Below are 24,946 nucleotides of genomic sequence, written 5' to 3' on the forward strand. Positions count from 1 at the left end.
TCCGCCGCCAATCGATCCTGCGGCTGAATCGCCACCCATCCCCACCAAAGGACCATTCAAAATGTCCCCAATTTCTTGGGTGCGCGCCCGCGCGCCCACGCTCATCGATAATTGGCGCACCGATCTGCACCGACTTTGGTCCGTGCGCGCAAGCCTGTTCATGTTCGTCCTAACGGGCGCCGTCCTTGGCCTGGCAGCGTTCGTTGACGTGTTCAACCCGTGGTTTTTCCTTGCATTGAGCTGCGCCGGTTACGGCCTCATTGGCTACCTCCGCCTCGTGAAGCAGGTTCCGCCCGCCGACGTCGGGGGTGGCGCATGACCGTACGCAAAACAGCAATCACGGTTGCGAGCGCTGCCGCCATGGCCATGGTGCTGCCCGCCGTTAAGCAGTCCGAGGGCTATTGGCCGACCGTGAAGGTTGACCGCGTTGGCACGGGCCAGCCGTGTACTGGCGGCTATGGCGAAACCGAAGGCGTCAAGTGCGGCGAGACGCACGACGAAAAGTTCTGGTCGGACAGGCTGTCGGTGCGCTTGAAAGAATACGACGCTCGCATTGGCGAGTGCATTCACGTTGACGCTCCCGACAGTGTCCGCGCCGCGATGATTACGACGTCTTACAACGCCGGCACTGGTGCGGTGTGCAAGTCGCCGATGGTGGCCAAGATTAACGCGGGCGACTTCAAGGGCGCGTGCGAAGCGCTGCTCACCAAGGACAAGAACGGCAATTATAACGGCTGGTATATCCGCGCGCGTGGCGTTGTTGTGAAGGGGCTAATCAACCGACGTCGCGACGACCAGAAGATGTGCCTCTCATACCTCAAGGGCGCTCCCGCGCAGGCCAGCGCTATCAAGGCCCGCGCCACGCAACTGGACGCAGATCAGGCAAAGAAGGTGGCTGACGAGCCCGCTACTGCTTTCATCGCTTGTTCGAAACTGTGAATACTCGGCATTTTTCCCCGCATGGTTGAGAAAATGAAGGGCGCGCTGCTGGCGATGATGTCATGGGCTGGGCCTAACCCACTCGAACTAGGTAGGGTAGCCTGGAGTAGGTACAAAGCGCAACCGGAGCGGGAAGGCAAGTCGCAGTGCACCGGATCACGCCAATATTTAGTTGGGGATATCAAGCGGCGGAAAGAGGTGTGGGAGCAGGTGCAAGCCGAGAAGGCGTTGCATATTCGTAGGCGCCAGGAGGCGTGGGAGGAGATTAACGGGTCTCCCAAGGCGATAGGAGCGCGCGCCGCGAACGCCGCAATGGGAAAGGGCGACGCAACGGAAAAATCTTCCGTTGCGTTCACGAAGGAAACAGCCAAAACGTCGGGCAAAGACGAGAGAACAATTCGGCAGGCTGCTCGGAGGGGGAAGGAACTGGGCGACGACCTCCATAAGATCGCTGGCACCAGTCTTGATAAGGGCGTTGAGATGGACGCGCTTATCAAGATGAAAGAGCCTGAGAGAAAGCAGATTATCGAGCGCGCGGCGAAAGGTGAGCAAGTTTCAGCCAGGCCGATGCATTATAGAACTCCCATTCGCCACTTTCGATGTCTTTGATTGTTTGACTGACAGATTGCCTCCATCGACTTCCGTTTGGATATACACCGCCGACACTTTCAATCCTCTCGTGGGGATTCATCTTGTCGGTCTTATTGATGCAATGAATGCGTGCGAGTTTAGCCACGAGGGTTTCTCCTACGTCTGCAAGGCTATGTGACCAGCTTAGACTCGGGCCGTGGAATAGGCGGCCGCCAATCCTGGTAGGTGCCCTGCAGTCCCTCTCCGCGATACTACTTGGTAGCTCCCCGGGGCCTACCGTCACCGCGGGAGCGCGGTGGTTAGCCTTGCCATTCACGGTGGCCAGGCCGGCCACCGAAGTTTGCGGCGTGTGGTAGGGACAGTCACACGCCGCCAACTTCGCTGGCAGCGCGAGCGCGGCAGGGACAGCGTCGATCTGCTTCCCGACGCCGAGTCGTGCTCGCGCTGCTTCAATTGCGCTGAGGTGGATTGCCCCTAATTTCAGGGGGGGGGGTGAAGCAAGCGCGCGGATAAAATCGGCCTCGGGTGGCCCGGAAAGGCCCCAGCAAGATATCGAGCTGCATCCAGAGAGACGTGGGGATGACTAAGGTCACTGTCTACAAGGTTCTTCTCTACGAGCCCAAGGAGAACGAGCCGCTCATTTCCCGGCGGATGGCGACTCGCCTCGGCGCCGCAGCCATGTGCGGGTTAGCCATAAAAGACACCGGGTACGTTGTCGACGCAACACACCTTGAGCAGGGCAATCAATGGACTGCGCTGGATTTCGACCCGGTCGCATTAGGTTGCAAGAAAGAGCGGCCTTGATACTGCAGCGTTCCTGACGAACGCCTGAGGATGGTCTACGGCCGATCACCCAGCACCGCTCGCGCAATCTGCGCTTCGCTGGGGTAGAGGGGCATGTCGTGGATTGGCGCGCGTGTCCTGCGGGGCTTGTTTTCGTCTTCTGTGGTCATGTCTTTATCGAATACTCCTGCATAAAACGCGCAGCTCTGGCGCGCGCTCGCTCCATCATAGCTTCCTTGGCATAAAGCGCGGCAAGCTCAGCCCCTTGGTGTCGCCATTGTTGTTTGGGCTCCATGCCGATAGCGTAGGTCCGAGCGAATGCTCGGTGCCGCGTGTGAGGCTGTGGTGGAATCAACCGGTGCTCGCACCACAGCCCGCAAGGGCTTAGGCTAGCCGGCTGCAGTGCTCACATCGGGGACGACCGCCAGTTCCCTGAGCAAGATACTGCCTTTCGATATTGTTGCCTTCAGTGCATTTGTTGTTGTCGTGATAGACGTTTTTTGTGTTCGGCTTCTTTGAGTGGAATGGAGGCACTTTAGCCATAATCAAAAACTCCCGTAAAAATAGCGTAGCCAATCGCTACGCCGGAAGGTAGCTGCCAGATTCCCACAACCTTGTTGACTCATTAAATAGAATAACAACCTAAAAGGTGTGCGTATGTCTCGCGGCAAGCGCCAGCGCTGCCGTGATGGAGCGGGGATCCTGTTTCCATGATGGGTGGGGGAAGGCGCTGGTGGGCTTTAATCCATGATGACTGCAGGCGGTCTGCGCGACATCACGGCGCGGACATTTCGTATCCTATCTGTTGTAGTTGTAATCCTCGCCTCCTCGCTGAATCAGTTGCTTGCTTTCACGCTCGCACAACCATGTAGCGGATGTCTCATGACCGCTGCTGAATGGGCCTCGATATCTGATGACAACGCGAAAGAACACGTCGTTTTCGGTCGGGACATTCCAATCAGGTTCAAAGCGAGTAGGATACCAACCACCGGCACCGTCCGGGATGTTGATGGGGGATGTAGAGTCCATTCCATCAGGAACGCTCTCGGTGAGAGACCTTCGTTCGGCTCCGGCTTCGAGAATGGGACTTGTGGAGAGATCATGGTCGTCCCAGATACGGTTTGGCAGCCCCGGCTCGCCTCTATCACTGAAAACGAAACCGACAAAAGCGTCCTCCACAATGGCCGGTATAGCCCCATAGTTGGCGACGGTGTAGTAGACGGAAAACGCGGTCTGAGTGGGCTTAAACTCGGTAACACCGAAGATGAAAATATAGGGACGCTGGAGCTGGATCGCGCTGTTACGCGCGATCTCGGCTTGGGCAACTGTTGCGCCGGCAGAGGTGCGCGCGGCCTCAGCGGCGATGGTCGAGTCCCGCATTCCTTTTCTCATATATCGAAGTTGCCAGAAGAACATTCCGATCTGACCCAAGCCCACTATTACGAGCCACGCCGTGAAGAATCCCGACGCGTCGCGAAAGATCCAGTCCCAGACGGAGCCTTTCTCTGCATGGCCTTGATCGCTGCTTGCGCTTTGGGAGGTGGCATCGGATTGGGGTGGTTGGCGACGCGATGACTCAAACGTCATCCCGCCAGCAAACACTGCCACGGTGAGAAAACAGCCTAAGAATATTTCTGGTATTCGGAATCGACGCATTCAGGCCCCCAGCCGCAACCATAGCGCGGGAGGCCTGGCGGGCAGCTACCCCTTTTGATAGGTGCGGAGCGCCATCTCCACCAGGCGGCGGATTGCTTCAGAGCGCGAAGGCTTGTCGGGCTGCTGAGCGGCCCATTGGTCGATGGCTTTCAGAAAGTCGTCCGAGACGCGCATCTGAAATGGGCGATCCTGAATTCTTCCCGGTGGCCTGCCCATAAATGTATTGACCTAAATAATAGATGTCATTACATTTATAGCAGACCGGGTGGCGCTTGCAACACCAGCCCGGTCCTAACCCTAACGCGAGGTTACCGCGCTCATGGCTACCGTGCAGATTACCACAAAGCAGATCAAAGCCGCCCAGGAACTCAAGGATCTTATGCTCGAACAGATCGTCACCGTCCGCCACGCGGCCCGCGCCGTGGCCGATTATGCGAAGGCGGATTGCGGATACACGCCAGCCAGTATGGAGTGGCTAACCTCAAACCTTTCGAAAGACGCACATCGGCTGCACGATATCTGGAGAGATTGGTTCGTGGCCGATCGCCGGGCGCGCGGGATTCCGGAACCCATGCTTCCGGCCGGTGAGCAGTTGGACGCTGCGGAGTAGCGCCAGCTGAGCCCGGACACGGGGCCCGCTCCTAGCGATAGGGGCGGGCTTCTTCTTGCTCTTTTTTCCGACTAGCGTTAACGCTGCCGCCAGCCAGTAGGGGTTGGGGGAATACGGTGAGTAAGGCTCGCGAGTTTATCGACTTCTGGACTGCCAACAGCATTCACCCCGTCGAGCAGTATCGGACACCCGGCGCGTCTCAGGATGTGGAAGAGCTCAGCATGCGTCTTGTCGAGGCCGCTGGGGAGCAGGGCATTTCGGAGTCAGACCTGCTGGCTGAGATCGGAGAAGTCTCCGAATACATCAGGGACCGGCTCAGGGCGGCGAACGACGCTGAGCGCGAGCGGCGGAGTTTGGCCTAGGCTGGAGTCAGCGCGATCGACTGGATGTATCGAGCCTTGAGCTTGAGGCCATAGCCATCGCCGTACTTCGGCTTACCGGTGGCGTGGCCCATCAGCTCATCAACCATCTCCTCGGGGCATTCTGCGGCCTTAAGCCGATCCTTGAACGCGTGACGGAAGCTGTAAACAGAGTGCTTGTCGGTTGGCAGTAACTTGCGCGCCTTCATGTGCTTCATGAGGGTCGCGCTCAGTGACGAGCCCTTGTCGTGATAGCGAGGGAAGCCGCTGCGGTGGCGCTTCATCGCCTCTAGGGCCAGGCCAACGAGCGGAATATCTCGCTCGCTATGCTCGGTCTTGAGTAGCCTGCCTTCAGCTTCGATACGAACATAGGGCACGTCACCGTCCAACACGATCCGGCCTTTCGAGAGGTTCACAATCTCGCTTGGACGGCAGCCAGTTTCCATAACGACGTAGATCACGTCGCGGGCTTCATCGTTGAGGCCGTCGAGCGCTCCAGGCGCGAGAATGACGTTGCGAATATGATCGACCGTAAACGGAGCACGACTTCCGTCCCGGCCGCCTTCGATCCTCGTCCCGCTGAACACGCTATCGAGCCCAAGCTTGAGGCGCTTGTCGACGGCGCGGATCATTCCGCCGATGTGGCTAATGTTTTTGTTGGCGCTGCTAGCGCTGATGCCCTCTGCGATGGTCCGGGCCTCCCAGAAGTCGGCATAGGCCACGGCGTCGGCGCGCGTAATATCCTGCAGCGCCTTGTCGCCGCGCTGTTCGATCAGGATTTCGACCGCTCGCTTCTTCGCGCTAGTCCATTTGCGCTTTTGATTGGGCGACATCTTGGAGAGCGGCGTCTGTTGCGTCTTCTCATACTCGGTGAATAGATCGGAGAGCATGACGCGCGGCTTGTCGACGGCACCGAGTACGGCATCAACGGTGGCGACGTCGGTCCTGCGCTCGCCGATCTTCAGGGTCTCGATGCGGCTTAGCAGCTCTTCAATCTGGCGCTGGGCCGCTTCAACCGGCGCCAAGTAATCCAGACCATGCGAGCGGGCGATGGTGACAGCATCCTGCCAGCGCTGCTTATCTGGCGTGCCGGATGTGAGGGAGCGCCAGTGGGCTTCCTGCTGCTCATTGAGCCTAGCAGCCACGCGCGCGGCCTTGGCGCCCGTGCGATCGTCGGCAACAGCGATCTTGGTGCTAATGACCACAAACTTGCTGCTCTTGCCGTCCAAGCCAGCATAGGTTCTCGGGACGCGGCGGTGGTACTGCCAGTAGCCGTTGCGCTGAATCAGGTAATCCGGCTTCACTTCCGCCCCATGTATCTACGCGATGTATCTACGTTTAGATGAGGGAGGGGCGCCGAAAATGTCAAGTATCGCAGTTAAATAACTGATCTTACGAGGTTTTTGCTGGAGCTGTTTTGGCGCTCCCTAGCGGAATCGAACCGCTCTCTCCACCGTGAAAGGGTGGCGTCCTAACCGATAGACGAAGGGAGCAAACACAAGGCCCCGCCGCTTTTCGCGGCACGGCCGCCGGCCACCCGAGTCGAGCCCGGCGGCTGCAGCGGGCGAACGTATAGTGGCCTTTGGCGCCGTGGGCAAGCCGTTCGGGAACGGTCTTTTGGCACCGGTGGATAGCCGCCGCCCCCGTTACATTCGCGGGCGATTTCAACGGTTTCTTAGGGGGGCCTGAGCTAGCGCTGGAACCGGAGAAATTTTGTTCATGCCCCAGCCCAAGAAGCGCGCAGCCCGTAAATCGCTGTCGCGGCACGCCTGGATCACGCTCGACGGCGGGTTCGCGGCGCGGCATTGCCTGGTCCAGGACATCTCCGATACCGGCGCGAAGATCACGCTGGACGAGGACTCGAGCCAGCTCCCGGGCGTGATCCGGATGGCGTTCGCCCGTGACGCCCGCACCGGGCGGAGCTGCCAGGTGGTCTGGCGCCGCGGCAAATCGGCCGGCGTCAAGTTCATCTGATCCCGAGCGAAGCGACCCGGATGGCGCGTGGCGCCGGTCCGGGCTAAAACGGCTGCATGCGCGCGCCGCTCCTCATCGTCATCCCGTTGCTGGCCACCTCCGCGGCCGCGGCCGAGGCCCTGCGCCTTCCGCCCGCCGAGCGGCCGCAGGCCGGCAAGGCCTTGCCGCTGAAGGGGACGGGCGGCACGGCGAAGGCCGGCTCCTGCGCCTCCTATGGCCCGCGCTTCGTCATGGTCGAGGGCACCGGCACCTGCGTGAAGATCGGCGGCTCGATCAGCGTCGAGACCACGGTCAGGCGCTGAAGCCGATGCCGCCGGATCTCATGCGGCCCGGCATCATCGTCCCCTTCGTGATGTATTGCGCGCTGCTGTTGTGGGTCGGCCGCGGCCTGAGCTGGACGGCCAAGCTCGCCACCGCCGCCGTGACGCTGGTGCTGATCATCTGCGTGCTGCTGGTCGAGCGCGGCTGGCGCTAGGCACCACCCAGAACAAAAAAACGCGAAAACAACCCCATGCACAGTAGCCGTCAAGTCCCGGCGCGACGCCTGATCCGTGCGCCATGACGACGATTCATCGCGCGCTCAGAGCAGCTTACGCCGCGCCGCCGGCTCACGACATCGGCGGTGCGACGAACTGTGCAAATCCGCCCCGTTTGCCGAGCTCGGCGAGCCAGCGGGTCAAATGCGGCTGCGCGGGACGGGTGATGCCCTCGACCCCGAGCCAGCGCCGCGCATAGGCGCCGATCGCGATGTCGGCCAGCGTGAACTGGTCGCCGTCGATGAAGCGGCGCGACGAGAGCAGGCGGTCGGCGATGGCCCAGACCTCGGCGGCGGCATCGGCATCCCGCTGCACCTTGATCATGTCGCGCTCGGCGGGGGCCGTGCGCACGATGCCCCAGAACACCGGGCGGTCGACCGGCTGCACCATCGACAGCGTCCAGTCGAGCCAGCGGTCGACGCTGGTGCGCAGCTTTGCTGCTTCGGGGTACATCGGCGTGCCGCGGCCATGGGCGAGGCAGAGATAGCGCATGATGGAGTTCGACTCCCACAGCACGAAGTCGCCCTCGACCAGCGTCGGGATCCGCGCATTGGGGTTCATCGCGAGATAGTCGGCCTCGCGGGTCTTGCCGAAAGCCATGCCGGCGTCGATGCGCTCGTAAGCCAGGTCGAGCTCGGCGAGGCACCACAGCACCTTCTGCACGTTGACCGAGTTGGCGCGGCCCCAGATCGTCCGCTTGGTGTCCGGCATGAAGTCCTCCCGCATTTCGCCTTGGCGCGCGTGATAGCGGAATTCCTCAGGCGGAGCGACGGCGATTGCGGCGCGCCCCTCATGCAAAAAGCTCCGCCGTCGGCGGAGCTTTCATTGCAAGTCGAACCTGGCAAGTTGAACTTGGTAAATCGAACTTGGCAAATCGAACCTGGCAGATCGAGCCAGACGATCAGTGGCCGAAGAACAGCCACAACAGAATGATCACCGGGATCGGCACGCCAAGCATCCATAGCAACAGTCCACGTCCCATTGCGTCCTCCTCAATCGTTATGTCGGAAGGACAACACCGGTCGCGAGGGCTGGTTCCTGCGGCGCGGCCCTACCAGTGGCCCGTATTCGGCATCGACGACCACGGCTCGGCCGGCGCCTTCGGCTCGCCCTTCTGCAGCAACTCGATCGAGTGCAGATCCGGCGAGCGGACGAAGGCCATGTTGCCGTCGCGCGGCGGCCGGTTGATGGTGACGCCGGCCTTCATCAGCTGCGCGCAGGTGGCGTAGATGTCGTCGACCTCATAGGCGAGATGGCCGAAGAAGCGATCCTCGCCATACTTCTCCTCGTCCCAATTGTAGGTGAGCTCGACCAGCGGCGCGCCGCGCGTTTGCGGCTGCTTCTTCAGCGCCTCGAGATCGTCCGCCGAACACAGGAAGACGAGCGTGAAGCGCCCCTTGTCGTTCTCGATCCGCCGCACCTCCTTCAGTCCCAGCGCATCCTGGTAAAACTTCAGCGCGACATCGAGATTGCGCACGCGCAGCATGGTGTGAAGGTATCGCATGGTTGTTGCTCCCTTGAACGGATGGGGTTTTGCTTTGGGCCGGGACGGCGGGGACAGGAGATAGCAGGAAAGTGGGAGGAGGGGCAGGGGGCGGGGGCAAATGTGCGTGAGGGCGAATCCGGGCTTGGGCTTTGTCAGACAATGGCAGACGAGTTGTCCGTGATGGTTGGATCTGCCTGGGCTGATTGGGACCGTCTCTTCCGCGCTGCCAGTCTGGGTTTACTCCCCTTCTATTTCGACCTCGGCGACAAGAGGGGGAGAAGTCGTCGCGGTGGCGGCTTCTCACCACCGTCGTGGGAGTTGTTCGACGACCGCTCATGGCCCATCAGCCGAAGTGGCGGCACGCCTCATTGACGTCCGTTCAATGGGGCATAGCCGACTGAAATTTGCTTAGGTTGAGTTTTTCACAGTTTGCCCCAGAGCGGTCATCAGCTGCCGTATTCGGGCGAAGTTGATATAGATCAACCTTGATGATGTGCATAATCGACACCGCAAAATGTTGCTTGCAGTCTCTTCGGTAGGAATGAGCCGCAAAGGATAGTCAGTCGTCCAATCATTGACACATAAGGAGACACGCAAATGAGGAAGCTTGCTTCGGTAGGACTGATCGCCGCGGCCATGTTCGCTACTCCGGCCATGGCCACGTGGTACGACCAAAACGGCGCAGCCGTCCATCCGTCCCGCGTCGTTCACTGCATTCGGGCTCCAGACGTTGGCAGTTTTGCCGGAGCTCCGTTCAATAAGCCTCCCTGCGAACCGGCAACATGGCGTAGGGCGGCGTGGCACGACACTGTGTCCGGGCTCCAGACGTTGGCAGTTATGCCGGAGGTCCGTTCAATAAGCCTCCGTGCGAACCGGCAACCTGGCGCTGAAGCGCCAGGTCACACAAAAAACGCGTTTGGGTGCAGTTACGTTGACAGTGCACTCAATTGATGCTGTCCGCCAAGCGCGGTCCGAAGCCGAAAGCCAACGGGGTGGCGATGGCGAATGAATCTGATGCACCGTCACCGTAATTCCGCCTATCGCTTGTCTCCGGTCACCTGTTCGCCCGGCAGGTTAGGCACGGCTTTCCGGATCCAGTCTGCATAGGACGACACGCGGGTGTAGACACCGAGGCCCGCCCGGGGGCTGTCGCAATCCTCGCCCAGGCTGACGATCCCGACCTGATATTTCCGGTCCGCGCTGTTCAGCAGCACTGCCGGTCCTCCGGCGCCCCGGTGCAAACATACGACGGGAATTACGGTGACAGTGCATCAATTGACACCGGGCTTGCAAGCACCGAAGTCGTAGGCGCAAGTTCCTCGCGGATGAGGAGGGCGGCGATGTCACGTTGGAGAGGCGGCTGCAAGTTCATTCACGGGACTCGAAAAGACGTCGGTGCCTTTTGCTTAGGATGAGCCGTCGCGAATATTTCGACGAGGCGCTGGTCCATTTCGACCTTTCTCGCTGGCGTGTAAGTTGAAGGCGAAGAAACGAATTTTTCCATCTCTTTCTTAAAGTCCACCGCCTTATGCATGGCAGAACGAAAGGCGCTCCCACGCTCAACGAAGTTGGGGTGTGGTCGCGTAACGATCGACATCAGCAGCCACGAGAAGCCCCATATCGCGGTCAGCCAAATGAAGACATCGCACGTGTCCACTATAGTCCATTCGGTGACGGCCCCGCTGTCCGAGAGGTCCGCATGATGAACAATGTGGTTCCGCCGCTTCGCCAAGCTCGTGAGATGTGGCAGAAAGCTTGCTAACGAAGATGAATCGAATGAATGCCGGAAGCAAGCTTTCTCTACATCCGCTTCGCCACTGAAGGTAAATTTGTAATTGGGGCGGAGGTTGCTCCTGATGTAGTCCTCGGTCGATGCATGTAAAAATACTACGATTGCCCTCATGAGGTCGCCGCTAACTGACTCCATGGCCACTGCTCCCGCTGGATCGAAACTGGAGCTGCGAGTGAACGCGACGTCAAAGAGAGATTGAATGCGCGTAAGGTTGGTTACAAACCTTTTATGAGCGCGTTCTGCTCGTTCATACATTGAGAATTCCGAATTTCAGTGACGGTGCACTCAATTGACGCTTTCCACCAAACGTGAACCGAAGGCGCAGAGCCAGCAGGGTCGCGATCGCGAATGAATTTGGTGCACTGTCCCCCATAATTCCGGACGTCAATCCGGAAAGCGGGGCAGCTTCGATCCGTCCGTCACCTGGATGCGGGTGGCGTTGATCACCATGGCGACCATGACGTAGTAGCCGTTGACCGCCGTGAGATCGACGACGCCTCGTTCGCCGAAGCGATCTTTCATTCGCGCATAGGTCGCGTCGGAGACGCGCTTGTTGCGGTGGAGTTCGGTCGAGAAGTCGTAACAGATCTCTTCATCCGCGCTCATTCCCGTTGGACGTCTCCCATCCGCGATGGCGTCGACGATCTCCTGCTTGATGCCGGCTTGCAGGGCCGCCGCGGCATGCGATCGCCAGACGTAATCCTGCGACAACTCGCGGGCCGTGACGAGGATCGCGAGCTCGCTCAGCGCCGGGCCAAAGGCCGTCCCGCGGCGCAGATAGCCTCCCATCAAACGTATCGGCGTCACGAGGTCAGGGCTGTAGATTAGCTTCTCGAACGGTCCGTAAGGAGGGCGTTTGAGGGCGGCCTCGAATTCGGCCGCGGCCTTATTTTGCGCCTCGTCATAGCGCTCGGGCGGAATAGGCGGCAGGCGCGTTTGCTGGGCGCGAACGGGTGCTGCAACCAGCAGAGCGCCGAGGGCAACGATAATGAGTTTCATGGCGACTTCCCCAAATTGGCTTCCCCTGCAACACGCGACAAACATGCTGCGAAGCGAGCCGCATCAGTGCCGTCTGCAATATGGCCTCAGGATGACAACCCAGGCGGCGAAGATCGCTCTCCCTCTACTTCTCCTCCGCCGCCGTCGCGGTCGCCGGGCCTTCGCCCATGATCAGAAGCACGGCGTCCTCGTCCTTGGCGCCGTCCCAATGGACCTGCTTGCCCGCGTGGGTCACGAAGCTGCCTGATGCCATTGGGGAATTACGGTGACAGTGCACTTAATTGACGTGACCAGGACTGGAGGCATGCTGCGGCATGGCCCGTCTTGCCTGTGTCGTCCTCCCTGGTCGTCGCGACCATGTCACTCAGCGCGGCAATGGCCGGGCGCGCACGTTCTTTGACGACCGGGCGGCCGCTGAAACCGGCCAAGCGCGGACCGAAGCCGCCAGGGTGGCGACGGCGAGTGAGCTTGGTGCACTGCCGCCGCAATTGTCAGGGCCTACCGGGCCACTTAAGTATCAGATCACTTGGCGTAGCCCTGAGAGCGCAGCCACGCGATCTTGCGGTCACCGTTCATCCAGTCGTCGGCGTCCGCCTTGCTGGCAAATCCGGTAATTTCACGCTGCTCGCTGTCCGGATAGTCGGCGAGTATTTTCCAGTCGCCCTCGGCGACACGTACGGTTCTGAAGGTCACTTTGATTTTAGCCATGTCGCATTGTGCAGCGGTTGGCTCGAAATGAAAACCCGCATCGGCAAACTTCCGCACTTGCGCGTATCTCGAGGCTTGCCCACCTCAATGGTCGAACCCTCGGCAGTTGAACCCCGTCAGAGATGGGGCGACTAAACGCCATGGCCGCACTCCTTGCAGAACTCCTGTTTGATCTCGTCAGAACTCTCGCTGGTAACTGGCTGAGACAGGCTGCGGTAACCGTTTGTGCGTGGCTCGATACGAAAGTTCACGGCCGCGCTGCACGCTTTGTCGTGGGCGGCCTTCTCGGGCTCGCCGCCTATTTTCTCATTCCTGTCTTCGCCGGGCTGCTGGGTTTTTGATGATCTCCGTGAAAGCGAACGTCATCATCGCATTGGCCATCGGGGCGCTCATCTCGTCGGTGCTCCTTGCCATCGAGCCGCTGACCGACTTTGCTTTTCTTTCGCTGGAGTGGCCTGGCATCACCGCAGCGTATTTGTTCTGGGGGGCGGTCGGAGGCTCGAGCTTCGCAGGCATCGCCATATCCTGGATCGTGAATGCACTCACCTACGCTCTCGGTGCTTTCGCCATTCTCATCATTTTCAGCGCTCTCAGGCTGCTGGCCAGGCCGAAGACTTGAGAAGCGCGGCTGCCTCCTGGAGCTTATGAAGGCTGATCCGGACAAAGGCGCAGCGGAGATCCACGCCATGATGGGGGCGGCATGAAGCGCTGGCTTCAAAGGCTCGGAAAGATCGCGAGGGTTGCGGCGATTTGCGGGACCGTCGCGTGGCTTGTGCTTTTGACGAGCTCTCCCCAGGCGCCTGATGCCGCACATCCTGAGCGTTACAGCCACCGACACGATGTCCGGTATGTGAGCCAGGAGATGGGATCGACTCTGCGAATTCTGCTCGGCTCGACGTTTGCCCTGGTCCTGGTGGCGTTTGGATGTCACTTCGCGACCAGGGACATGCGAGATGGGACGTAGCCGCAGCGTGTTCGTCGCTGCTGGACCATGCTTCGCATCGCTGGGAGCGCTGCGTCCGGGGCAGGAGCTCACATGAAAAGCCGCCCCTGACATGGCCAGGGGCGGTCTTCGAAAAGTCGGTCTAGTGACCGGTGCCGGGCTTCGACGTCTTCGGCGGCTTGCCGTCTTCGACGCGGCCTTCGTTCCTGAGGTCACGACCCTCCTGAGCCTTCTTCTGGCTCTCGGGCGACTTGCCGTGCTCGTTCAGCTCTTCCTTGATATAGCCGGCGGCTTCCTTGGCTTTACCTTCAACGCTCATTGCAATCTCCTCATCTGGAGATGGGTCAATGTGCGGGAGAGCCGACCGTTCCTATCCGCCGGTCATTGTGAGGATGCCGTCGGCAACTACGCAGCAATCCGCCGTTCGACAGGCGCCGTCAGATATTTCAGCATCTGCGCATGCTCAAGGTCGGGAACCGCGATCGCAGTGTGGCTGTAGACCGCATGGGTCCGCGAATTGGCGATTTTATCCAGGATCTCTTTGCCCTTGATGACGTGGAGGCCCATGCCCTCCTGCGAGGGGAAGATCGCCAGCACCACGTCGTAAGCCGCGATGACGGCCTTGAGCGCTTCGGCTTTGTCCTCGGCGATGTCAACAAACACGCGAACATCAGCCGCGAGTTCACGCAGCTCGTCAAAATTCAGCACTGTGGGTTTACTCCAACGCAACGATACTGGCGGGGAGAGTGGATGGGTTAGGTTACCGAAGTCTCAACAACGTGCCCCGGGCCGCAGGTTTCACGACGAGGTGACGCGATGGTTGGGGATAAGCGGGTTGCGGAGACGGTCCGCTCGATCCAGCGCGGCGCACCTAGCGCTTGGCTTCCTCGTTGCGAAGCCTGTTATCCTCGGCCTCGTCCACGAGCTTCAAGGCGCTGCCGTCGTAGCTCAGCTTGAGCCCGCGGCCGACGATCCACGTCCATCCCTCGCGGGCGTCCCTGGTCGGTTGGGCGTTGAACTGGTCGGAGATGGATTTGACGGCCGCGTCCTGCGGCCCCGGATTGTTCAACTCGGCATTGACGCGCCGGATGGGGTGGCTGGCGTCGACGTCGTCATTATAGACCGTGACCCTGGCGCCGTTGATTTCGCATTCGAGGATGTACGAACCTCGACCCTGTCGGCAGCGGTAGTGACGTTGCGTGACGAGCTTGTTGGTCTCCTCGAATGTCATCCCGGGCGAAAAGCCGAAGATGTCGGACTTCTTGACCTGTGCCAGAGACGCAGGCTTCAAAAACTCCGGCTGGATGGCGACCAGGGCGGCGACCGCAACGACGATCAGGCCGGCGATAACAATGGCAATCTTCATCAGCCCCTCACGAGAAACATCCGACCATATACCAGCCGGCGCGCTCCACCAGGCAACCAAAAGCGAAAGCCCCGCCTGGGGGAAGCGGGGCTCTCTGATGGGGGTGAAGCTTGGGGACTTCAATTAGTTAGACGCGCCGGCGGCAGAATGGTTCAAAGCGAACGCGGCGGCATGCCGCGACACTTTCACGGTAAGGGGTGGAACCCCCGCACAAGGCATGCTTGTGTTTTGGGCCTCAATGGGTTCTAAGCCCCGTGACTTCATGACCTCCGGCGTGAATCGGCATCACACTTGCGTGGTTCAGCCGCGTCCTGAGCAGGATTTGCTCGCCCGCACAAAAGGAATTCAGACATGGCGAAGATGACGAAGACTCAATTGATTGATGCAATTGCCGAGGGCACGCAGCTGTCGAAGAACGACGTGAAGTCGGTCATCGAGTACATGGCGACGGTTGGCTACAAGGAGCTCAATGAGTCCGGCGAGTTCGTCATCCCTGGCTTCGTCAAGATGTCGGTCGTGAACAAGCCGGCGACCGAAGCCCGCATGGGCGTCAATCCCTTCACCAAGGAGCCGATGCAGTTCGCGGCGAAGCCGGCGAGCAAGTCGGTGAAGGCCTCGCCGCTGAAGGTGGCCAAGGACTCCGTCTAAGCGGCCCGCGAGGGCGTCGCGGCGGCTCCCGGTTGCGGAGCGCCGCAACGACCGCCGGCTGGTGTGCCGGACACGGATAAGGAACTCTCGGGCGTCGTCAGGCTTTGCTTCCCAAAGGGAGACGTCACATGGCCAGTCTGAGCGAGGAACAGATCCGGGACCGCGCCTATCATCTCTGGCGGGAGGCCGGCGAGCCCGCGGGGAGGATGGACACTTTCTGGTATGAGGCCGAAAAGATGCTCCTCGCCGAGCGGGCCGCGCAAGGCGAAGTCCGGCCGGGGTTGAACGACAATTTGCCGGTCTGACGGTCAACAAGGGCCGCACGGAAATTTGCCGAGCGCCGGAACGTTGTCCGGCGTCCGGCGGTTGAGATGACGGCGACGGAATCTTGCGCGAAGCTGACAGTCGTCAAAGCAGCCACCCGGTGTAACGCCCGTGTGGCTGCTTTGTTATTCGCTGCCTTGTTGTTCGATAGCGACGCAAAGAAAAACCCCGGCGTTGGGGACCGGGGCTTCTCAAAGCTGGACAGCCGCGTCGCACAGCCGCCAGCACCACTGAATTCGGCCTGACAACGCGGGGCGGGGACTTTCGTTCCGGCCGCTACTCCGGCGACACCGACACATCGATGATCGCCGGCGGATCGATCTGGCGCTCGCGCCAGACGATGAATTCGCATTTGGGATTGAGCCACTGATATTCGGAGCCGCGCGCCTTGAGGTGCGCAAGCGCCGCATCGTGCGCCGTGGTCTCGTCCGGCGCCTCGACCATGATCTCCACGGTCTCCTCGATCTGACGAACCACCTCGACGGCGTAAAATTTCCTGGTCACGGTCCCTCGCTCCGGAATGGCTAACGGGGAGGGCGGCGGCGCGTTCCCAAAAGAAAAACCCCGCGCTTGCGCACGGGGCTCTCTTGGCCGGCGGCGATGGGATTTCAGCGCCTGGCCGCCAGCGCATCGAACTTAAGGTTGAAAACCCAAAAAGCAACCGCGCTGTGGCGACGGAGTGTTCGTCAGGCGGCTTTCCATGTGAGCGGGCGCGAAAATCGCGTGCTTCCAGGGGGCCCCGCAGCTCCCGTCAGGCTCGAGGCGATGTGCGTGGGAAATCGCGGGCCAGGGGCTGGACTTTTTGTTCTCATTTTGTTCTAGTTGGTCATCACGTTGGAGGTGACGCATGACCATTGAGAAACAGCGCGAAGTGATCAGGCTCTGGAATCAGCTGAGGAAGGTCGAGGGGCCGGCCGCCGAAGAGCTCCGCATCCAGATCCTCGAATGTTTTTCCGAGAAGGGCAACGCCAAGCGAGCGGCGTGAGGCGCGGGCGAGCCACGACGGCGACCGGCAAGAGCGATCTCGTCTGCCGTTGAAAATCTTGCCGATGAAGACGTGACGGCGCGCGCCTTCATCGATCGTTAGGAGTCGCGCCGCGCCGATTTGCTCGACTCCGATTCGTTCTTTGCGAACGAAATGGAGTCGGATGCAGAACAAGGCGTGGCTTCTGTGTCGATGCGGGACAGGCCTTGTCGCAGCGCATGAGCGTGATGCTTCGCACGGTCCCGTCCTCGTGTCCTCGCTACGGAATGAAGCGAGGGAGAGCGACATGGATGCGTGCTGGTTTCTCGCCGAGATCGTCAAAGTGTTCTGGTACGACAGGCGCAAGCGGCTGCGCAAAGGCAGGCCCTCGGTGCCGCAGGTGCCGCCGCCACTGAAGCGAGACGACACGGAGTGATCGGGCTTTCGTTGTGATCGCACGCGTTCGCTTTCGCGGCGATCCATACCACTTGTTAAGAGACGCTCCGCGCTGATTTCTTCGATTCCGATTCGTTCTTCGAGAACGAAATGCGGGCGAAGCTGGAACAAAGCCGTACCCGTTCAGGAGTTTGGGGCGGAGGCGGTCTGAAGCTGTGCGCCGGGATCTCAAGGGCAGATGCCTCAAGCCTTGCGCAAACTCCTAACGAAGATTTGCGGGAAAGCCGATAACCCTATTCGGTTAGGTTAAAACCCCAATCGCGTTGCGCTTGCGGCTGCTTGGGATAGGTGTCTTGGCAAGGACAAGAAACGACTTTGCCCAGAAGCAAGTTTGCATGACACCTTTTTCAGAACCATCCTTTTATCAGGGCGACCGCCACACCTACCGGCGCGTCGCCGTCGTCGGCTCGCTGTTCTGCCTCGCCTTCGTGGTGATCAGCTTCTCGCTGCGGCCGCAGCTCGAGGACACGCGCGTCGCGGTCAAGGCCGACCGGCTGGTGCGCACGGCAGGTCAGGCGCCCCACACCAATTAGCGCTCGTCACCATAGGTGCGATCGTCGGCGGAATGGCCCGGGCACGCGGTGCCGCGGCGCGCAAGCGCGACGAAGCCGGCATAGCCGGACAGGTTGAGCAGAATTTCGAGCCACGCGGGCATGTCGGGTCCCTTCTTGCGTGAAGAGGGCTCAACGTGCGCGGGAAACATTTGTTCCCCACTCGCGAGAAACAAACCCGGTTACAGCGGAGAGGACGGGTCCAGCCGCCGGCCGAGGGTTGCGACGGACGCGCTCGACGGCTGCTCCTTGAGGAACTCGGCGATGGCGCGCGCCAGCTCGCCGTCGCTCATCGGCGTCGGCGGCGGGCGCAGCGCGCCGACACCGAAGTTGCGGACGATCTCGTCGTAATGCTGGTCGCGGGATTTGGGAACGAGCCTGCGGATGCGCCCCAGCAAAGCGGATAGCGGCAATGTGTCCTCCTCGGCATCCATCCCGTTGGCAGCCATTCATGCCTGCTGCCATTGTCTTTCCCTGAAACCAAAAACCCCGCCAGCATCGCGGAGATGCTGACGGGGCATCGTGCTGTCGCCTCTACCGGATAGCGGAGGCTTCCGCACTCGAAGATGAAATCCGCGGAACGCGCTTTCGTTCCGCTCGTGCCGATATTTTTCTGCCGTCCGGGTTCCACCTCTGCGCGCAACCATCGCGGGCCCCCGACGTTGTCCCCGCGAGACGCGAAGGAGGAGAGTTATGAAGAAGACACTGGCAGTTCTGGCCACCGTTGCCGCCGTCGGCGTGACCGCAGTCGCGGCACCTGCGCCTGCAGAGGCGCGCGGCCGCGGCATTGGCCCGGGCCTCGCATTCGGCCTCGCCGCCGGCGCGATCACCGCGGGCGCGGTCGCAGCGTCCCATCCGTACGGCTATTATGGTCCGGGCTACGGCTATTATGGCGGGCCCGCCTATTACAGCCCTGGCCCGTATGCCTATTATGGCGATGGGCCGTACTACCATCGGCGCCACTACTATCGCGGCTGGTAACGGCTGACCAAGTGAAAAGCCCGGAGCGATGCTCCGGGCTTTTTTCATGCGTGGCGATCGGAGGCGCCTTAGGGCCAGAGCGAGGGCCGCTCAGCCTTGCGCGCATTGTCGAGCGTCGACACGAAATACTCTTCGCGCTCGCGCTGGAATTTTTCCTGGGTGGCACGGAAGGCGGCGACACGGGCGGCGATCTCTTCGCGTTCGCGGATTTTGCGTTGTTCGTCTTCGGTCATGTCAAATCCCCTCTACACGTCAGTATGTGTGCACTTCAATATGTGTGCACGGCCGAACTCACGCACTGCCGCCGCAATCACGTTGAGTCGCGTTAACACATGCATTGGCGCTTCTGATTGGGGCGTCAATGGGGAGGCGGCATTGCAGGATTGTGATAAGCGAAGGTCGGAAGAAATTGCCCACCGCAGCTTGCGCGATTCTTGCGCGGCAGTGGATAACAGCGTCAACGATCTTGCCGCTAGCGCATGGTGCTGCTGGCGCAAGGCCAGCCCGGGAGGCCGCAAGTGATTGCATCGGATCTTCGCAGCGGCGTCGAACGACTCGGCGACATGATCGCCGAGTCGAGGACCATCGTGCCGTTCACCGGCGCGGGCATCTCCACCGAATGCGGCATCCCTGACTTCCGCTCGCCGGGCGGAATCTGGACGCGCAACCGTCCGATCCCGTTCGACGAATTCGTCGCCAGCCAGGAAGCTCGCGACGAATCCTGGCGCCGCCGCTTTGCGATGGAATCTGTCTTTGCCGCGGCCAGGCCCGGCCGCGGTCATCGCGCGCTCGCCTCGCTCTACCACGCTGGCAAGGTTCCCGCCGTCATCACCCAGAACATCGACAATCTGCACCAGGCTTCGGGCTTCGCCGTCGAGCACGTCATCGAGCTTCACGGCAATACCACTTATGCGCGCTGCATCGGATGCGGGCAGGCCTATCAGCTCGACTGGGTGAAGCGCCGCTTCGACGAAGATGGCGGCGCACCCAACTGCACCGCGTGCGACGAGCCGGTGAAGACCGCGACGATCTCGTTCGGCCAGATGATGCCCGACGACGAAATGCAGCGCGCGACCGCGCTGTCGCAAGCCTGCGACCTCTTCATCGCAATCGGTTCCTCGCTCGTGGTGTGGCCGGCGGCAGGCTTTCCGATGATGGCGAAGAACGCCGGTGCACGTCTGGTGATCATCAATCGCGAGCCGACCGATCAGGACGACATCGCCGACCTCGTCATCCGCCACGACATCGGCGAGACCCTCGGGCCCTTTGTCGCAAATTGAGGCAGCAGTTTGATTCGCGGCTGTGCAAGCTGTTCATAGGTTCCGGCGAATCTCTTTTTTATCTATGCGTCTCAACCGGGAGTGTTATCTTTTGAGTCGAAAGATTCGCGTCGCGTCGAATTGAGAATATTCTCTTAAGACGCGTGATTCGACGCCGCCGCTGAGGCGGGTTGCAATGGGCAGTGTGGGGTCCGGGGTTATGGGGTCGTCGGACGGATTTGAGTCCAAGAAGATCGGAGTTCCCGCTGTGGGCGAGCACGGCGGCGGTCGCGATAACGCGCTAAGCCCGTTCAGCGGACTTGGCGAAGGCAGTGCCAACCTCGTCGAGGTTCACGGCGTCATCAAATGGTTCGACGCTTCAAAGGGCTACGGCTTCATCGTTCCAGACAATGGCTGGCCGGACGTGCTGCTGCACGTCACCGTGCTCAGGCGCGACGGCTTCCAGACCGCCTATGAGGGCGCCCGCATCGTCGTCGAGTGCATCCAGCGCGCCAAGGGCTACCAGGCCTTCCGCGTGGTCTCGATGGACGAGTCGACCGCGATCCATCCGGCGCAGATGCTGCCGCCGCGCACCCACGTCACGGTCACCGCGACCAGCGGGCTGGAGCGGGCCCAGGTCAAATGGTTCAACCGCCTGCGCGGCTTCGGCTTCCTGACCTGCGGCGAGGGCACGCCCGACATCTTCGTGCACATGGAGACGCTGCGCCGCTTCGGCATGACCGAACTCAGGCCCGGCCAATATGTCCTGGTCCGCTTCGGGCCCGGCTCCAAGGGCATGATGGCGGCCGAGATCCATCCCGAGACGGGATCGCCGGGATTGCAGTCGCACTAGAAAGCTTGCAGTCGCACTAGCGGCGATCGCCTACTCCCGCAATCGTGACAAGAGGCGCGCAGGTGGTCCGGCGCGCCTCTGGCTTTTGTCACGGTCGCCGCGTAAGGACTGGTCCAGTCCCACGCCCCCTCGAGTACCGTCCCATGAATTTTAACCGAAAGGCCGTCTGGTCCATTGCAAGGGGCTGGCTGGCCGCCATCCTCGTCGTCGGCTGTGCCGTCGCGAGCGCGCCGGTGCGCGCCGCCAGCTTCCAGCCGCTCGAGATCGTCACCAGGAACGGCGTGCAGGTGTTCTCGGTGGAAATGGCCACGACCGAGGAGGAGAAGCAGACCGGGCTGATGTACCGCAAGGAACTGGCTGACGGCAAAGGCATGCTGTTCGACTTCAAACCCGAGCAGGAAGTGTCGATGTGGATGAAGAACACCTACGTCTCGCTCGACATGATCTTCATCCGCGCCGACGGCCGCATCCTGCGCATCGCAGAAAACACCGAGCCGCTGTCGACCAAGATCATCTCGTCCCAGGGGCCCGCGCGGGCCGTGCTGGAGGTGGTGGCGGGAACGGCGCAGAAATACGGCATCCGCCCCGGCGACCGCGTCGGCCACCCGCTGTTCGGCACCAAGTAGGGCGGGCGGGGTTATTGCCGCCTTGCCGGCGGCTTGAAAGCTTGCTGGCGCTTTGGGAAGCGTGTATCGACGGGGCTCGCCTGACATTCGGGGTATAGCGCAGCCTGGTAGCGCGGCAGTTTTGGGTACTGCAGGTCGTTGGTTCGAATCCAGCTGCCCCGACCAATAAAATCAGAGACTTAGCCGGACTTTGAAATCCAAAAGTTCTACCGAGTCGCCACCGGGTAGCCACCGGGCCAGAATTGCACCCAAAAATATTTCACGAAATCGGCTGCATGTTTTTTTGCGCCGACCGCCATATATAGATGTGCCTCGGAAATTGGCGAAACGCCGGTAGCCAGGACAACGCTGACGGACATTTGAAACGGCTTTAGCCGGTCCGGGCGTATCGACCCTCCACCAGGAGGTTTTCCTGTGGATCTATTATCCCTCGACCAGACCGCCACCCTGACCGGCCTATCGCGCTCGTCCCTCGCAAAGAAGCGCTGCGACGGTACCGGGCCAGCGTTCTTCAAAATTGGGCGGGCCATCAAGTATGCCGCCGCCGATGTCGACGCCTGGATAATGTCTCGGCGGCGAACCTCGACCTGGGGCGCGAACGACACCACCAGCAAGGCGGTGGCGGCGTGACGGAAACGACTAACAAAATTCAGCACGAGAATCTTGTTAGCCGTTTAAGCAAGATGCAGAAGGAAATCATTTCCTATCTGTTTACAGCGCCGCAGCCAACGCCGCATCCATCAGGCGGTCTGACCGTCTATCACTTGCCTCGCACGGGAGACATTATTGATGCTCTAGGCCGAGAGAGAACGGCGGCGAATTTTGCTGCTGTATCGAAGGCGCTATTGCGGCTTGAGAAACGCGGATTGATTTACTCTTATCGGGCAGAGCTTTGCTACTGGCGCGGCAAGGGAAGCGGCTACGCTTTAAACAAAGACGCTCGAGTCCACGTAACGGCGGCATAGCTTACCGCCTAGACTACCAGCACGATCGGCGCTTCAGCCGAGTGCATCGCCCAATAGGGCAACCCCAATTAGGGGATTTCGACATTGAAGATCCTATCCATCCGTCCCAGCCCTCCGGGCTCGACGACGCTCGCGCGTTTCGACCTGCAGCTAAACGACCATCTGAAGCTCTTCAACCTGCCCCTTCGTCAGCGTGACGGCGACCGCTGCTGGACCGTCGCACCGAACGCTTTTCACGAGCGCACTGCCGCGTTCGGTGAATCATTCAATCGCGCGATTTCTGATCTTGCCCTCAAGTCTCTTTTGGAGCTTCCCGCCAATGCAGCCCGCAGCTAAAACTTCCACCGACCTCGCCCCTATTAGCCACCTTCGCCGCGGTCTCAGTGAGTTTGGTTATCGACCCGTAGCGTGTGACGGCAAGGCTGCGACCGGAAACAACTGGCCAGACCTACACCTTGCCCCGAACGTTGCTGACGCCTACACGCGCCAACATCCTGACCATACCAACACAGGACTCATCTGTGGCGAGCTTGTCGGCCTTGATATCGACACGCCACACCAGGAAACGGCCGACGCTATCTGGGCGATGGTGAAGGAGTTGCCTGGCGCAGACAGGGCACCATATCGCATCGGCAAAGAGCCAAAGCGCTTGATCACCTTCCGCGCAACCGAGCCACGCGAGAAGCGCGCAACTGGCGCCTATGAGGTCAACGGGCACAAATGTCAGGTCGAAGCTTTCGGCGAACGAACGCAATTCGTCGCCTACGGCATCCACCCTGACACGGGCAAGTCATATGAATGGCACAATGGCAGTCCCTCCGAGACTCCATTTGCCGACCTACCGGAAATCACACCGCAAGCCGTGGACGCGCTACTACGCCGTGCTGATGCCTACTTCGCGGAACGTGGAACGCTGATTAAGCGCGCCAAGACTGCGGCGAATGACAACCAGCCGCGCGCCGCTGACAGCGACCACCCGTGGTCTCGTGTCAAAGAGCGTGCATATGCAGACCTTGACGCGTGGGTGCCACAGCTTGGTCTTGAGGATCTAAAGCGCTACCAGTCTGGTTTCCACAGTGTAGCGAGCTTCCGCCCGACCAATAGCACAACCGTTAAGGAGCGCGGTCGTGCTCTAAATATTCAGCCGTCCGGTATCTGCGACTACGCGGACGGAGATCGCGGGTATAGCCCAATTGACTTGGTTGGGGTGTGCCTCGGTCTGCAACCGCAAGAAGCCGTGGACTGGCTGCGCGATCGTGTCGGTGAGCCAGACGATGGCACACCTGCCATTTCAACAGACCGACTATTGAAGAAGAAGGACGCCACAAATGAAGTTGTGGACGATGAAGATACCGAAGATGCATTCCCCGGCATCATGTCGTCTGGAGAGTTCGTGCGCGGGTTTGTTCCGCCGGACTATTTAATCGACGGGATTATCCAGTCTGGATTCCTTTATTCGATTACTGGGCAGACCGGTGCCGGCAAGACGGCCGTAGCTCTGCTGATGACTTCGTGCATCGCACGCGGCGAGCCGCTATCCGGGCAAGGTGTTAAGCGTGGTCGCGTTCTGTATTTCGCGGGCGAAAATCCGGATGACGTGCGGATGCGCTGGATTGGGCTTTGCCACGAGTCAAAGCTAAATCCAGATGACGTTGACGTCCATTTTATCGAAGGCGTGTTTTCTATCCCCGAGTTCGCCGAACGCATCGAACAGGACGTCACGGCTCTTGGCGGTGTTGATGCGATATTCGTTGACACGACAGCGGCCTACTTCCCAGGCACCGACGAGAATAGCAACGTAGAGATGGGGGCCTACGCGCGGTTGCTTCGCTCGTTGACGCGCATGGAATGTAGACCTGCTGTCATTGCAGCCAGCCACCCCATTAAAAACGCGAGCGAGGGGAATCTTCTGCCGCGCGGGGGTGGTGCATTCCTTAATGAGGTGGATGGCAACCTGGCCCTTGCGAAGAAGGGTGAGCGCACATCCGAGCTTCACTGGCAGGGCAAGTTCCGAGGACCCGAATTTGCTCGTATCACGTTTGACCTTCCCGAGATCCGGGTTCCGACCTTGGTGGATAGTCGTGGCAGGCAGATTCCCACTGTCATGGCGAAAACTGTGAGTGAGGGCGAGATAGCCGCCCGTGCCGCGTTGGCGACGAAGGAGAACCAAGAGATGCTTCTTGCCATTCGCGCCAACGGCAAACGGAGCCTGCGCGAGCTTGCGGAGCATCTTGGTTGGGGCGACGATGAGGCTGGCAAGCGCAAGGCGCAGACCGTCACCGACCGGCTCAAGAAAGCGCAGCTGGTGCAGTACGACCTCGGAGTCTGGTCGCTGACCAAAAAGGGCGAAACTGCCGCGCCAGAGGCAGCGCGTACGCTCCATGAGGCACGTACGGCACGCCACAACGCTGAGCGGGTGGTGTCGTCAGGCCGGAGAAAGCCTGAGCAAGTCGTACCCGCCCGTGCACGCTACGGTACGGACTGACAAAAATATCATACGAAACAATGTCTTATGCGCGTACCGCAGCAGTGCACGCGCAAACATAAAACCAAAATCTATGACGGGTGGTGGTTTTA

The 24,946-nt window shown here is 60.5% G+C and carries 41 protein-coding genes, 2 tRNA genes and 1 pseudogene; 25 read left to right on the forward strand and 19 right to left on the reverse strand.

Annotation, left to right across the window (positions count from 1 at the left end; all coding sequences use genetic code 11):
- The first annotated feature begins 61 nt into the window (after positions 1-61).
- Genes ACKWRH_RS20900 through ACKWRH_RS20910 form a run of 3 tightly spaced genes read left to right on the forward strand, consistent with a single transcriptional unit; the run spans position 62 to position 1,548 of the window.
- Positions 62-319 carry a DUF7940 domain-containing protein gene (locus ACKWRH_RS20900; protein ID WP_445222135.1) on the forward strand — a complete coding sequence of 86 codons (258 nt, stop codon included), beginning with the start codon at positions 62-64 and terminating at the stop codon, positions 317-319.
- Positions 316-939: a glycoside hydrolase family protein gene (locus tag ACKWRH_RS20905; RefSeq protein ID WP_445222136.1), complete on the forward strand. Its 624-nt coding sequence runs from the start codon at positions 316-318 to the stop codon at positions 937-939. Before ACKWRH_RS20900 ends, ACKWRH_RS20905 begins: the two co-directional genes overlap by 4 nt.
- Positions 940-972: 33 nt before the next feature.
- On the forward strand, positions 973-1,548 hold the full coding sequence (locus ACKWRH_RS20910; protein ID WP_445222654.1) for a hypothetical protein: 576 nt from the start codon (positions 973-975) through the stop codon (positions 1,546-1,548).
- 22 nt (positions 1,549-1,570) lie between these two features.
- On the opposite strand, the pseudogene ACKWRH_RS20915 reads toward ACKWRH_RS20910, so the two are convergent.
- Positions 1,571-1,630: pseudogene (locus tag ACKWRH_RS20915) on the reverse strand (DUF3892 domain-containing protein); the annotation flags it as partial.
- 479 nt (positions 1,631-2,109) lie between these two features.
- On the opposite strand from ACKWRH_RS20915, the gene ACKWRH_RS20920 reads away from it, so the two are divergent.
- Positions 2,110-2,334: a hypothetical protein gene (locus ACKWRH_RS20920; protein ID WP_445222137.1), complete on the forward strand. Its 225-nt coding sequence runs from the start codon at positions 2,110-2,112 to the stop codon at positions 2,332-2,334.
- Between the two features lie 777 nt (positions 2,335-3,111).
- On the opposite strand, the gene ACKWRH_RS20925 is transcribed toward ACKWRH_RS20920, so the two are convergent.
- Together ACKWRH_RS20925 and ACKWRH_RS20930 are read right to left on the reverse strand one after the other, a co-directional pair.
- A complete protein-coding gene (locus ACKWRH_RS20925; RefSeq protein ID WP_445222138.1) occupies positions 3,112-3,969 on the reverse strand; it encodes a hypothetical protein in 858 nt (285 codons plus the stop codon).
- Between the two features lie 45 nt (positions 3,970-4,014).
- The gene (locus ACKWRH_RS20930; RefSeq protein ID WP_445222139.1) at positions 4,015-4,143 is read right to left on the reverse strand and encodes a hypothetical protein; all 129 of its coding nucleotides are present in this window, start codon (positions 4,141-4,143) and stop codon (positions 4,015-4,017) included.
- Between the two features lie 145 nt (positions 4,144-4,288).
- On the opposite strand from ACKWRH_RS20930, the gene ACKWRH_RS20935 reads away from it, so the two are divergent.
- Both ACKWRH_RS20935 and ACKWRH_RS20940 read left to right on the forward strand, forming a co-directional pair.
- Positions 4,289-4,579 carry a hypothetical protein gene (locus tag ACKWRH_RS20935; protein ID WP_445222140.1) on the forward strand — a complete coding sequence of 97 codons (291 nt, stop codon included), beginning with the start codon at positions 4,289-4,291 and terminating at the stop codon, positions 4,577-4,579.
- Between the two features lie 116 nt (positions 4,580-4,695).
- Positions 4,696-4,941: a hypothetical protein gene (locus ACKWRH_RS20940; RefSeq protein ID WP_445222141.1), complete on the forward strand. Its 246-nt coding sequence runs from the start codon at positions 4,696-4,698 to the stop codon at positions 4,939-4,941.
- Here the strand turns inward: ACKWRH_RS20940 and ACKWRH_RS20945 are convergent.
- Together ACKWRH_RS20945 and ACKWRH_RS20950 are read right to left on the reverse strand one after the other, a co-directional pair.
- Positions 4,938-6,242: a hypothetical protein gene (locus tag ACKWRH_RS20945; RefSeq protein ID WP_445222142.1), complete on the reverse strand. Its 1,305-nt coding sequence runs from the start codon at positions 6,240-6,242 to the stop codon at positions 4,938-4,940. The two genes, ACKWRH_RS20940 and ACKWRH_RS20945, sit on opposite strands and share 4 nt — an antisense overlap.
- Before the next feature lie 114 nt (positions 6,243-6,356).
- Positions 6,357-6,431 (reverse strand) — tRNA-Glu (locus ACKWRH_RS20950).
- 226 nt (positions 6,432-6,657) lie between these two features.
- On the opposite strand from ACKWRH_RS20950, the gene ACKWRH_RS20955 reads away from it, so the two are divergent.
- Genes ACKWRH_RS20955 through ACKWRH_RS20965 form a run of 3 tightly spaced genes read left to right on the forward strand, consistent with a single transcriptional unit; the run spans position 6,658 to position 7,387 of the window.
- Positions 6,658-6,912, forward strand: a complete 255-nt coding sequence (locus ACKWRH_RS20955; RefSeq protein ID WP_445222143.1) for a PilZ domain-containing protein — start codon at positions 6,658-6,660, stop codon at positions 6,910-6,912.
- 56 nt (positions 6,913-6,968) lie between these two features.
- Positions 6,969-7,214, forward strand: a complete 246-nt coding sequence (locus ACKWRH_RS20960) for a hypothetical protein (protein ID WP_445222144.1) — start codon at positions 6,969-6,971, stop codon at positions 7,212-7,214.
- A 5-nt stretch (positions 7,215-7,219) separates the two neighbouring features.
- Positions 7,220-7,387 carry a hypothetical protein gene (locus tag ACKWRH_RS20965; protein WP_445222145.1) on the forward strand — a complete coding sequence of 56 codons (168 nt, stop codon included), beginning with the start codon at positions 7,220-7,222 and terminating at the stop codon, positions 7,385-7,387.
- A gap of 133 nt (positions 7,388-7,520) precedes the next feature.
- Here the strand turns inward: ACKWRH_RS20965 and ACKWRH_RS20970 are convergent, their stop codons facing one another.
- The 7 genes from ACKWRH_RS20970 to ACKWRH_RS21000 all read right to left on the reverse strand — a co-directional run bounded on the left by ACKWRH_RS20970 (position 7,521) and on the right by ACKWRH_RS21000 (position 12,490).
- Entirely contained in the window at positions 7,521-8,159 is a 639-nt protein-coding gene (locus ACKWRH_RS20970; protein WP_445222146.1) for a glutathione S-transferase family protein, read from the reverse strand.
- 340 nt (positions 8,160-8,499) lie between these two features.
- A complete protein-coding gene (locus tag ACKWRH_RS20975) occupies positions 8,500-8,952 on the reverse strand; it encodes a VOC family protein (RefSeq protein WP_014495478.1) in 453 nt (150 codons plus the stop codon).
- A 1,019-nt stretch (positions 8,953-9,971) separates the two neighbouring features.
- Complete coding sequence (locus ACKWRH_RS20980) at positions 9,972-10,148, reverse strand: trypsin-like serine protease (RefSeq protein WP_445222147.1); 177 nt, start codon at positions 10,146-10,148, stop codon at positions 9,972-9,974.
- 158 nt (positions 10,149-10,306) lie between these two features.
- Positions 10,307-10,981, reverse strand: a complete 675-nt coding sequence (locus ACKWRH_RS20985; RefSeq protein ID WP_445222148.1) for a hypothetical protein — start codon at positions 10,979-10,981, stop codon at positions 10,307-10,309.
- 129 nt (positions 10,982-11,110) lie between these two features.
- A complete protein-coding gene (locus ACKWRH_RS20990) occupies positions 11,111-11,725 on the reverse strand; it encodes a carboxymuconolactone decarboxylase family protein (RefSeq protein WP_445222149.1) in 615 nt (204 codons plus the stop codon).
- A gap of 124 nt (positions 11,726-11,849) precedes the next feature.
- The gene (locus tag ACKWRH_RS20995; RefSeq protein WP_445222150.1) at positions 11,850-11,978 is read right to left on the reverse strand and encodes a hypothetical protein; all 129 of its coding nucleotides are present in this window, start codon (positions 11,976-11,978) and stop codon (positions 11,850-11,852) included.
- Positions 11,979-12,247: 269 nt separating this feature from the next.
- Complete coding sequence (locus ACKWRH_RS21000; protein ID WP_445222151.1) at positions 12,248-12,490, reverse strand: hypothetical protein; 243 nt, start codon at positions 12,488-12,490, stop codon at positions 12,248-12,250.
- 83 nt (positions 12,491-12,573) lie between these two features.
- On the opposite strand from ACKWRH_RS21000, the gene ACKWRH_RS21005 reads away from it, so the two are divergent.
- Positions 12,574-12,774: a hypothetical protein gene (locus tag ACKWRH_RS21005; RefSeq protein ID WP_445222152.1), complete on the forward strand. Its 201-nt coding sequence runs from the start codon at positions 12,574-12,576 to the stop codon at positions 12,772-12,774.
- Complete coding sequence (locus ACKWRH_RS21010; RefSeq protein ID WP_445222153.1) at positions 12,774-13,052, forward strand: hypothetical protein; 279 nt, start codon at positions 12,774-12,776, stop codon at positions 13,050-13,052. The genes ACKWRH_RS21005 and ACKWRH_RS21010 overlap by 1 nt, the downstream gene beginning before the upstream one ends.
- 466 nt (positions 13,053-13,518) lie before the next feature.
- Here the strand turns inward: ACKWRH_RS21010 and ACKWRH_RS21015 are convergent, their stop codons facing one another.
- From ACKWRH_RS21015 to ACKWRH_RS21025, 3 genes are all read right to left on the reverse strand, one after another.
- The gene (locus ACKWRH_RS21015; protein WP_445222154.1) at positions 13,519-13,695 is read right to left on the reverse strand and encodes a hypothetical protein; all 177 of its coding nucleotides are present in this window, start codon (positions 13,693-13,695) and stop codon (positions 13,519-13,521) included.
- 86 nt (positions 13,696-13,781) lie between these two features.
- On the reverse strand, positions 13,782-14,084 hold the full coding sequence (locus ACKWRH_RS21020) for a hypothetical protein (protein WP_014495467.1): 303 nt from the start codon (positions 14,082-14,084) through the stop codon (positions 13,782-13,784).
- A gap of 163 nt (positions 14,085-14,247) precedes the next feature.
- A complete protein-coding gene (locus ACKWRH_RS21025) occupies positions 14,248-14,742 on the reverse strand; it encodes a hypothetical protein (RefSeq protein ID WP_445222155.1) in 495 nt (164 codons plus the stop codon).
- Positions 14,743-15,093: 351 nt separating this feature from the next.
- Between ACKWRH_RS21025 and ACKWRH_RS21030 the strand changes: the two genes are divergently transcribed.
- Positions 15,094-15,390, forward strand: coding sequence for an HU family DNA-binding protein (locus ACKWRH_RS21030; RefSeq protein ID WP_007591377.1), 297 nt, complete (start codon positions 15,094-15,096; stop codon positions 15,388-15,390).
- Positions 15,391-15,518: 128 nt separating this feature from the next.
- Positions 15,519-15,695: a DUF2934 domain-containing protein gene (locus ACKWRH_RS21035; RefSeq protein WP_445222156.1), complete on the forward strand. Its 177-nt coding sequence runs from the start codon at positions 15,519-15,521 to the stop codon at positions 15,693-15,695.
- A gap of 295 nt (positions 15,696-15,990) precedes the next feature.
- On the opposite strand, the gene ACKWRH_RS21040 is transcribed toward ACKWRH_RS21035, so the two are convergent.
- Positions 15,991-16,218 carry a hypothetical protein gene (locus ACKWRH_RS21040; RefSeq protein ID WP_208086669.1) on the reverse strand — a complete coding sequence of 76 codons (228 nt, stop codon included), beginning with the start codon at positions 16,216-16,218 and terminating at the stop codon, positions 15,991-15,993.
- Positions 16,219-16,561: 343 nt separating this feature from the next.
- Between ACKWRH_RS21040 and ACKWRH_RS21045 the strand changes: the two genes are divergently transcribed.
- The 3 genes from ACKWRH_RS21045 to ACKWRH_RS21055 all read left to right on the forward strand — a co-directional run bounded on the left by ACKWRH_RS21045 (position 16,562) and on the right by ACKWRH_RS21055 (position 17,667).
- Complete coding sequence (locus ACKWRH_RS21045) at positions 16,562-16,699, forward strand: hypothetical protein (protein ID WP_212483880.1); 138 nt, start codon at positions 16,562-16,564, stop codon at positions 16,697-16,699.
- A 286-nt stretch (positions 16,700-16,985) separates the two neighbouring features.
- Positions 16,986-17,114 (forward strand): hypothetical protein, encoded by a 129-nt coding sequence (locus tag ACKWRH_RS21050; protein ID WP_445222157.1) that lies wholly within the window; start codon positions 16,986-16,988, stop codon positions 17,112-17,114.
- A 355-nt stretch (positions 17,115-17,469) separates the two neighbouring features.
- Positions 17,470-17,667 carry a hypothetical protein gene (locus ACKWRH_RS21055; RefSeq protein ID WP_248883244.1) on the forward strand — a complete coding sequence of 66 codons (198 nt, stop codon included), beginning with the start codon at positions 17,470-17,472 and terminating at the stop codon, positions 17,665-17,667.
- On the opposite strand, the gene ACKWRH_RS21060 is transcribed toward ACKWRH_RS21055, so the two are convergent.
- Positions 17,664-17,789 carry a hypothetical protein gene (locus ACKWRH_RS21060; RefSeq protein WP_445222158.1) on the reverse strand — a complete coding sequence of 42 codons (126 nt, stop codon included), beginning with the start codon at positions 17,787-17,789 and terminating at the stop codon, positions 17,664-17,666. The two genes, ACKWRH_RS21055 and ACKWRH_RS21060, sit on opposite strands and share 4 nt — an antisense overlap.
- Positions 17,790-17,867: 78 nt before the next feature.
- On the reverse strand, positions 17,868-18,134 hold the full coding sequence (locus ACKWRH_RS21065) for a hypothetical protein (RefSeq protein ID WP_445222159.1): 267 nt from the start codon (positions 18,132-18,134) through the stop codon (positions 17,868-17,870).
- Positions 18,135-18,378: 244 nt separating this feature from the next.
- Here ACKWRH_RS21065 and ACKWRH_RS21070 point away from each other — a divergent pair, with 244 nt between their 5' ends.
- On the forward strand, positions 18,379-18,666 hold the full coding sequence (locus tag ACKWRH_RS21070) for a hypothetical protein (RefSeq protein WP_445222160.1): 288 nt from the start codon (positions 18,379-18,381) through the stop codon (positions 18,664-18,666).
- Between the two features lie 68 nt (positions 18,667-18,734).
- Here the strand turns inward: ACKWRH_RS21070 and ACKWRH_RS21075 are convergent, their stop codons facing one another.
- Positions 18,735-18,899 carry a hypothetical protein gene (locus ACKWRH_RS21075; protein ID WP_282519378.1) on the reverse strand — a complete coding sequence of 55 codons (165 nt, stop codon included), beginning with the start codon at positions 18,897-18,899 and terminating at the stop codon, positions 18,735-18,737.
- A gap of 285 nt (positions 18,900-19,184) precedes the next feature.
- On the opposite strand from ACKWRH_RS21075, the gene ACKWRH_RS21080 reads away from it, so the two are divergent.
- From ACKWRH_RS21080 to ACKWRH_RS21115, 8 genes are all read left to right on the forward strand, one after another.
- Positions 19,185-19,946 carry an SIR2 family NAD-dependent protein deacylase gene (locus tag ACKWRH_RS21080; protein ID WP_445222161.1) on the forward strand — a complete coding sequence of 254 codons (762 nt, stop codon included), beginning with the start codon at positions 19,185-19,187 and terminating at the stop codon, positions 19,944-19,946.
- 199 nt (positions 19,947-20,145) lie between these two features.
- The gene (locus ACKWRH_RS21085) at positions 20,146-20,778 is read left to right on the forward strand and encodes a cold-shock protein (protein ID WP_028150990.1); all 633 of its coding nucleotides are present in this window, start codon (positions 20,146-20,148) and stop codon (positions 20,776-20,778) included.
- Positions 20,779-20,921: 143 nt separating this feature from the next.
- Positions 20,922-21,404: a DUF192 domain-containing protein gene (locus ACKWRH_RS21090; RefSeq protein WP_445222162.1), complete on the forward strand. Its 483-nt coding sequence runs from the start codon at positions 20,922-20,924 to the stop codon at positions 21,402-21,404.
- 88 nt (positions 21,405-21,492) lie between these two features.
- Positions 21,493-21,569: transfer RNA gene (locus tag ACKWRH_RS21095), tRNA-Pro, on the forward strand.
- A 249-nt stretch (positions 21,570-21,818) separates the two neighbouring features.
- Positions 21,819-22,034, forward strand: a complete 216-nt coding sequence (locus ACKWRH_RS21100; RefSeq protein ID WP_445222163.1) for a helix-turn-helix transcriptional regulator — start codon at positions 21,819-21,821, stop codon at positions 22,032-22,034.
- Positions 22,031-22,369, forward strand: coding sequence for a hypothetical protein (locus ACKWRH_RS21105; RefSeq protein ID WP_445222164.1), 339 nt, complete (start codon positions 22,031-22,033; stop codon positions 22,367-22,369). Before ACKWRH_RS21100 ends, ACKWRH_RS21105 begins: the two co-directional genes overlap by 4 nt.
- Before the next feature lie 84 nt (positions 22,370-22,453).
- Positions 22,454-22,705, forward strand: coding sequence for a hypothetical protein (locus tag ACKWRH_RS21110; protein WP_445222165.1), 252 nt, complete (start codon positions 22,454-22,456; stop codon positions 22,703-22,705).
- The gene (locus ACKWRH_RS21115; protein WP_445222166.1) at positions 22,689-24,854 is read left to right on the forward strand and encodes an AAA family ATPase; all 2,166 of its coding nucleotides are present in this window, start codon (positions 22,689-22,691) and stop codon (positions 24,852-24,854) included. Before ACKWRH_RS21110 ends, ACKWRH_RS21115 begins: the two co-directional genes overlap by 17 nt.
- Positions 24,855-24,946 lie beyond the last annotated feature (92 nt).

The organism is Bradyrhizobium sp. Pa8, from assembly GCF_052588265.1.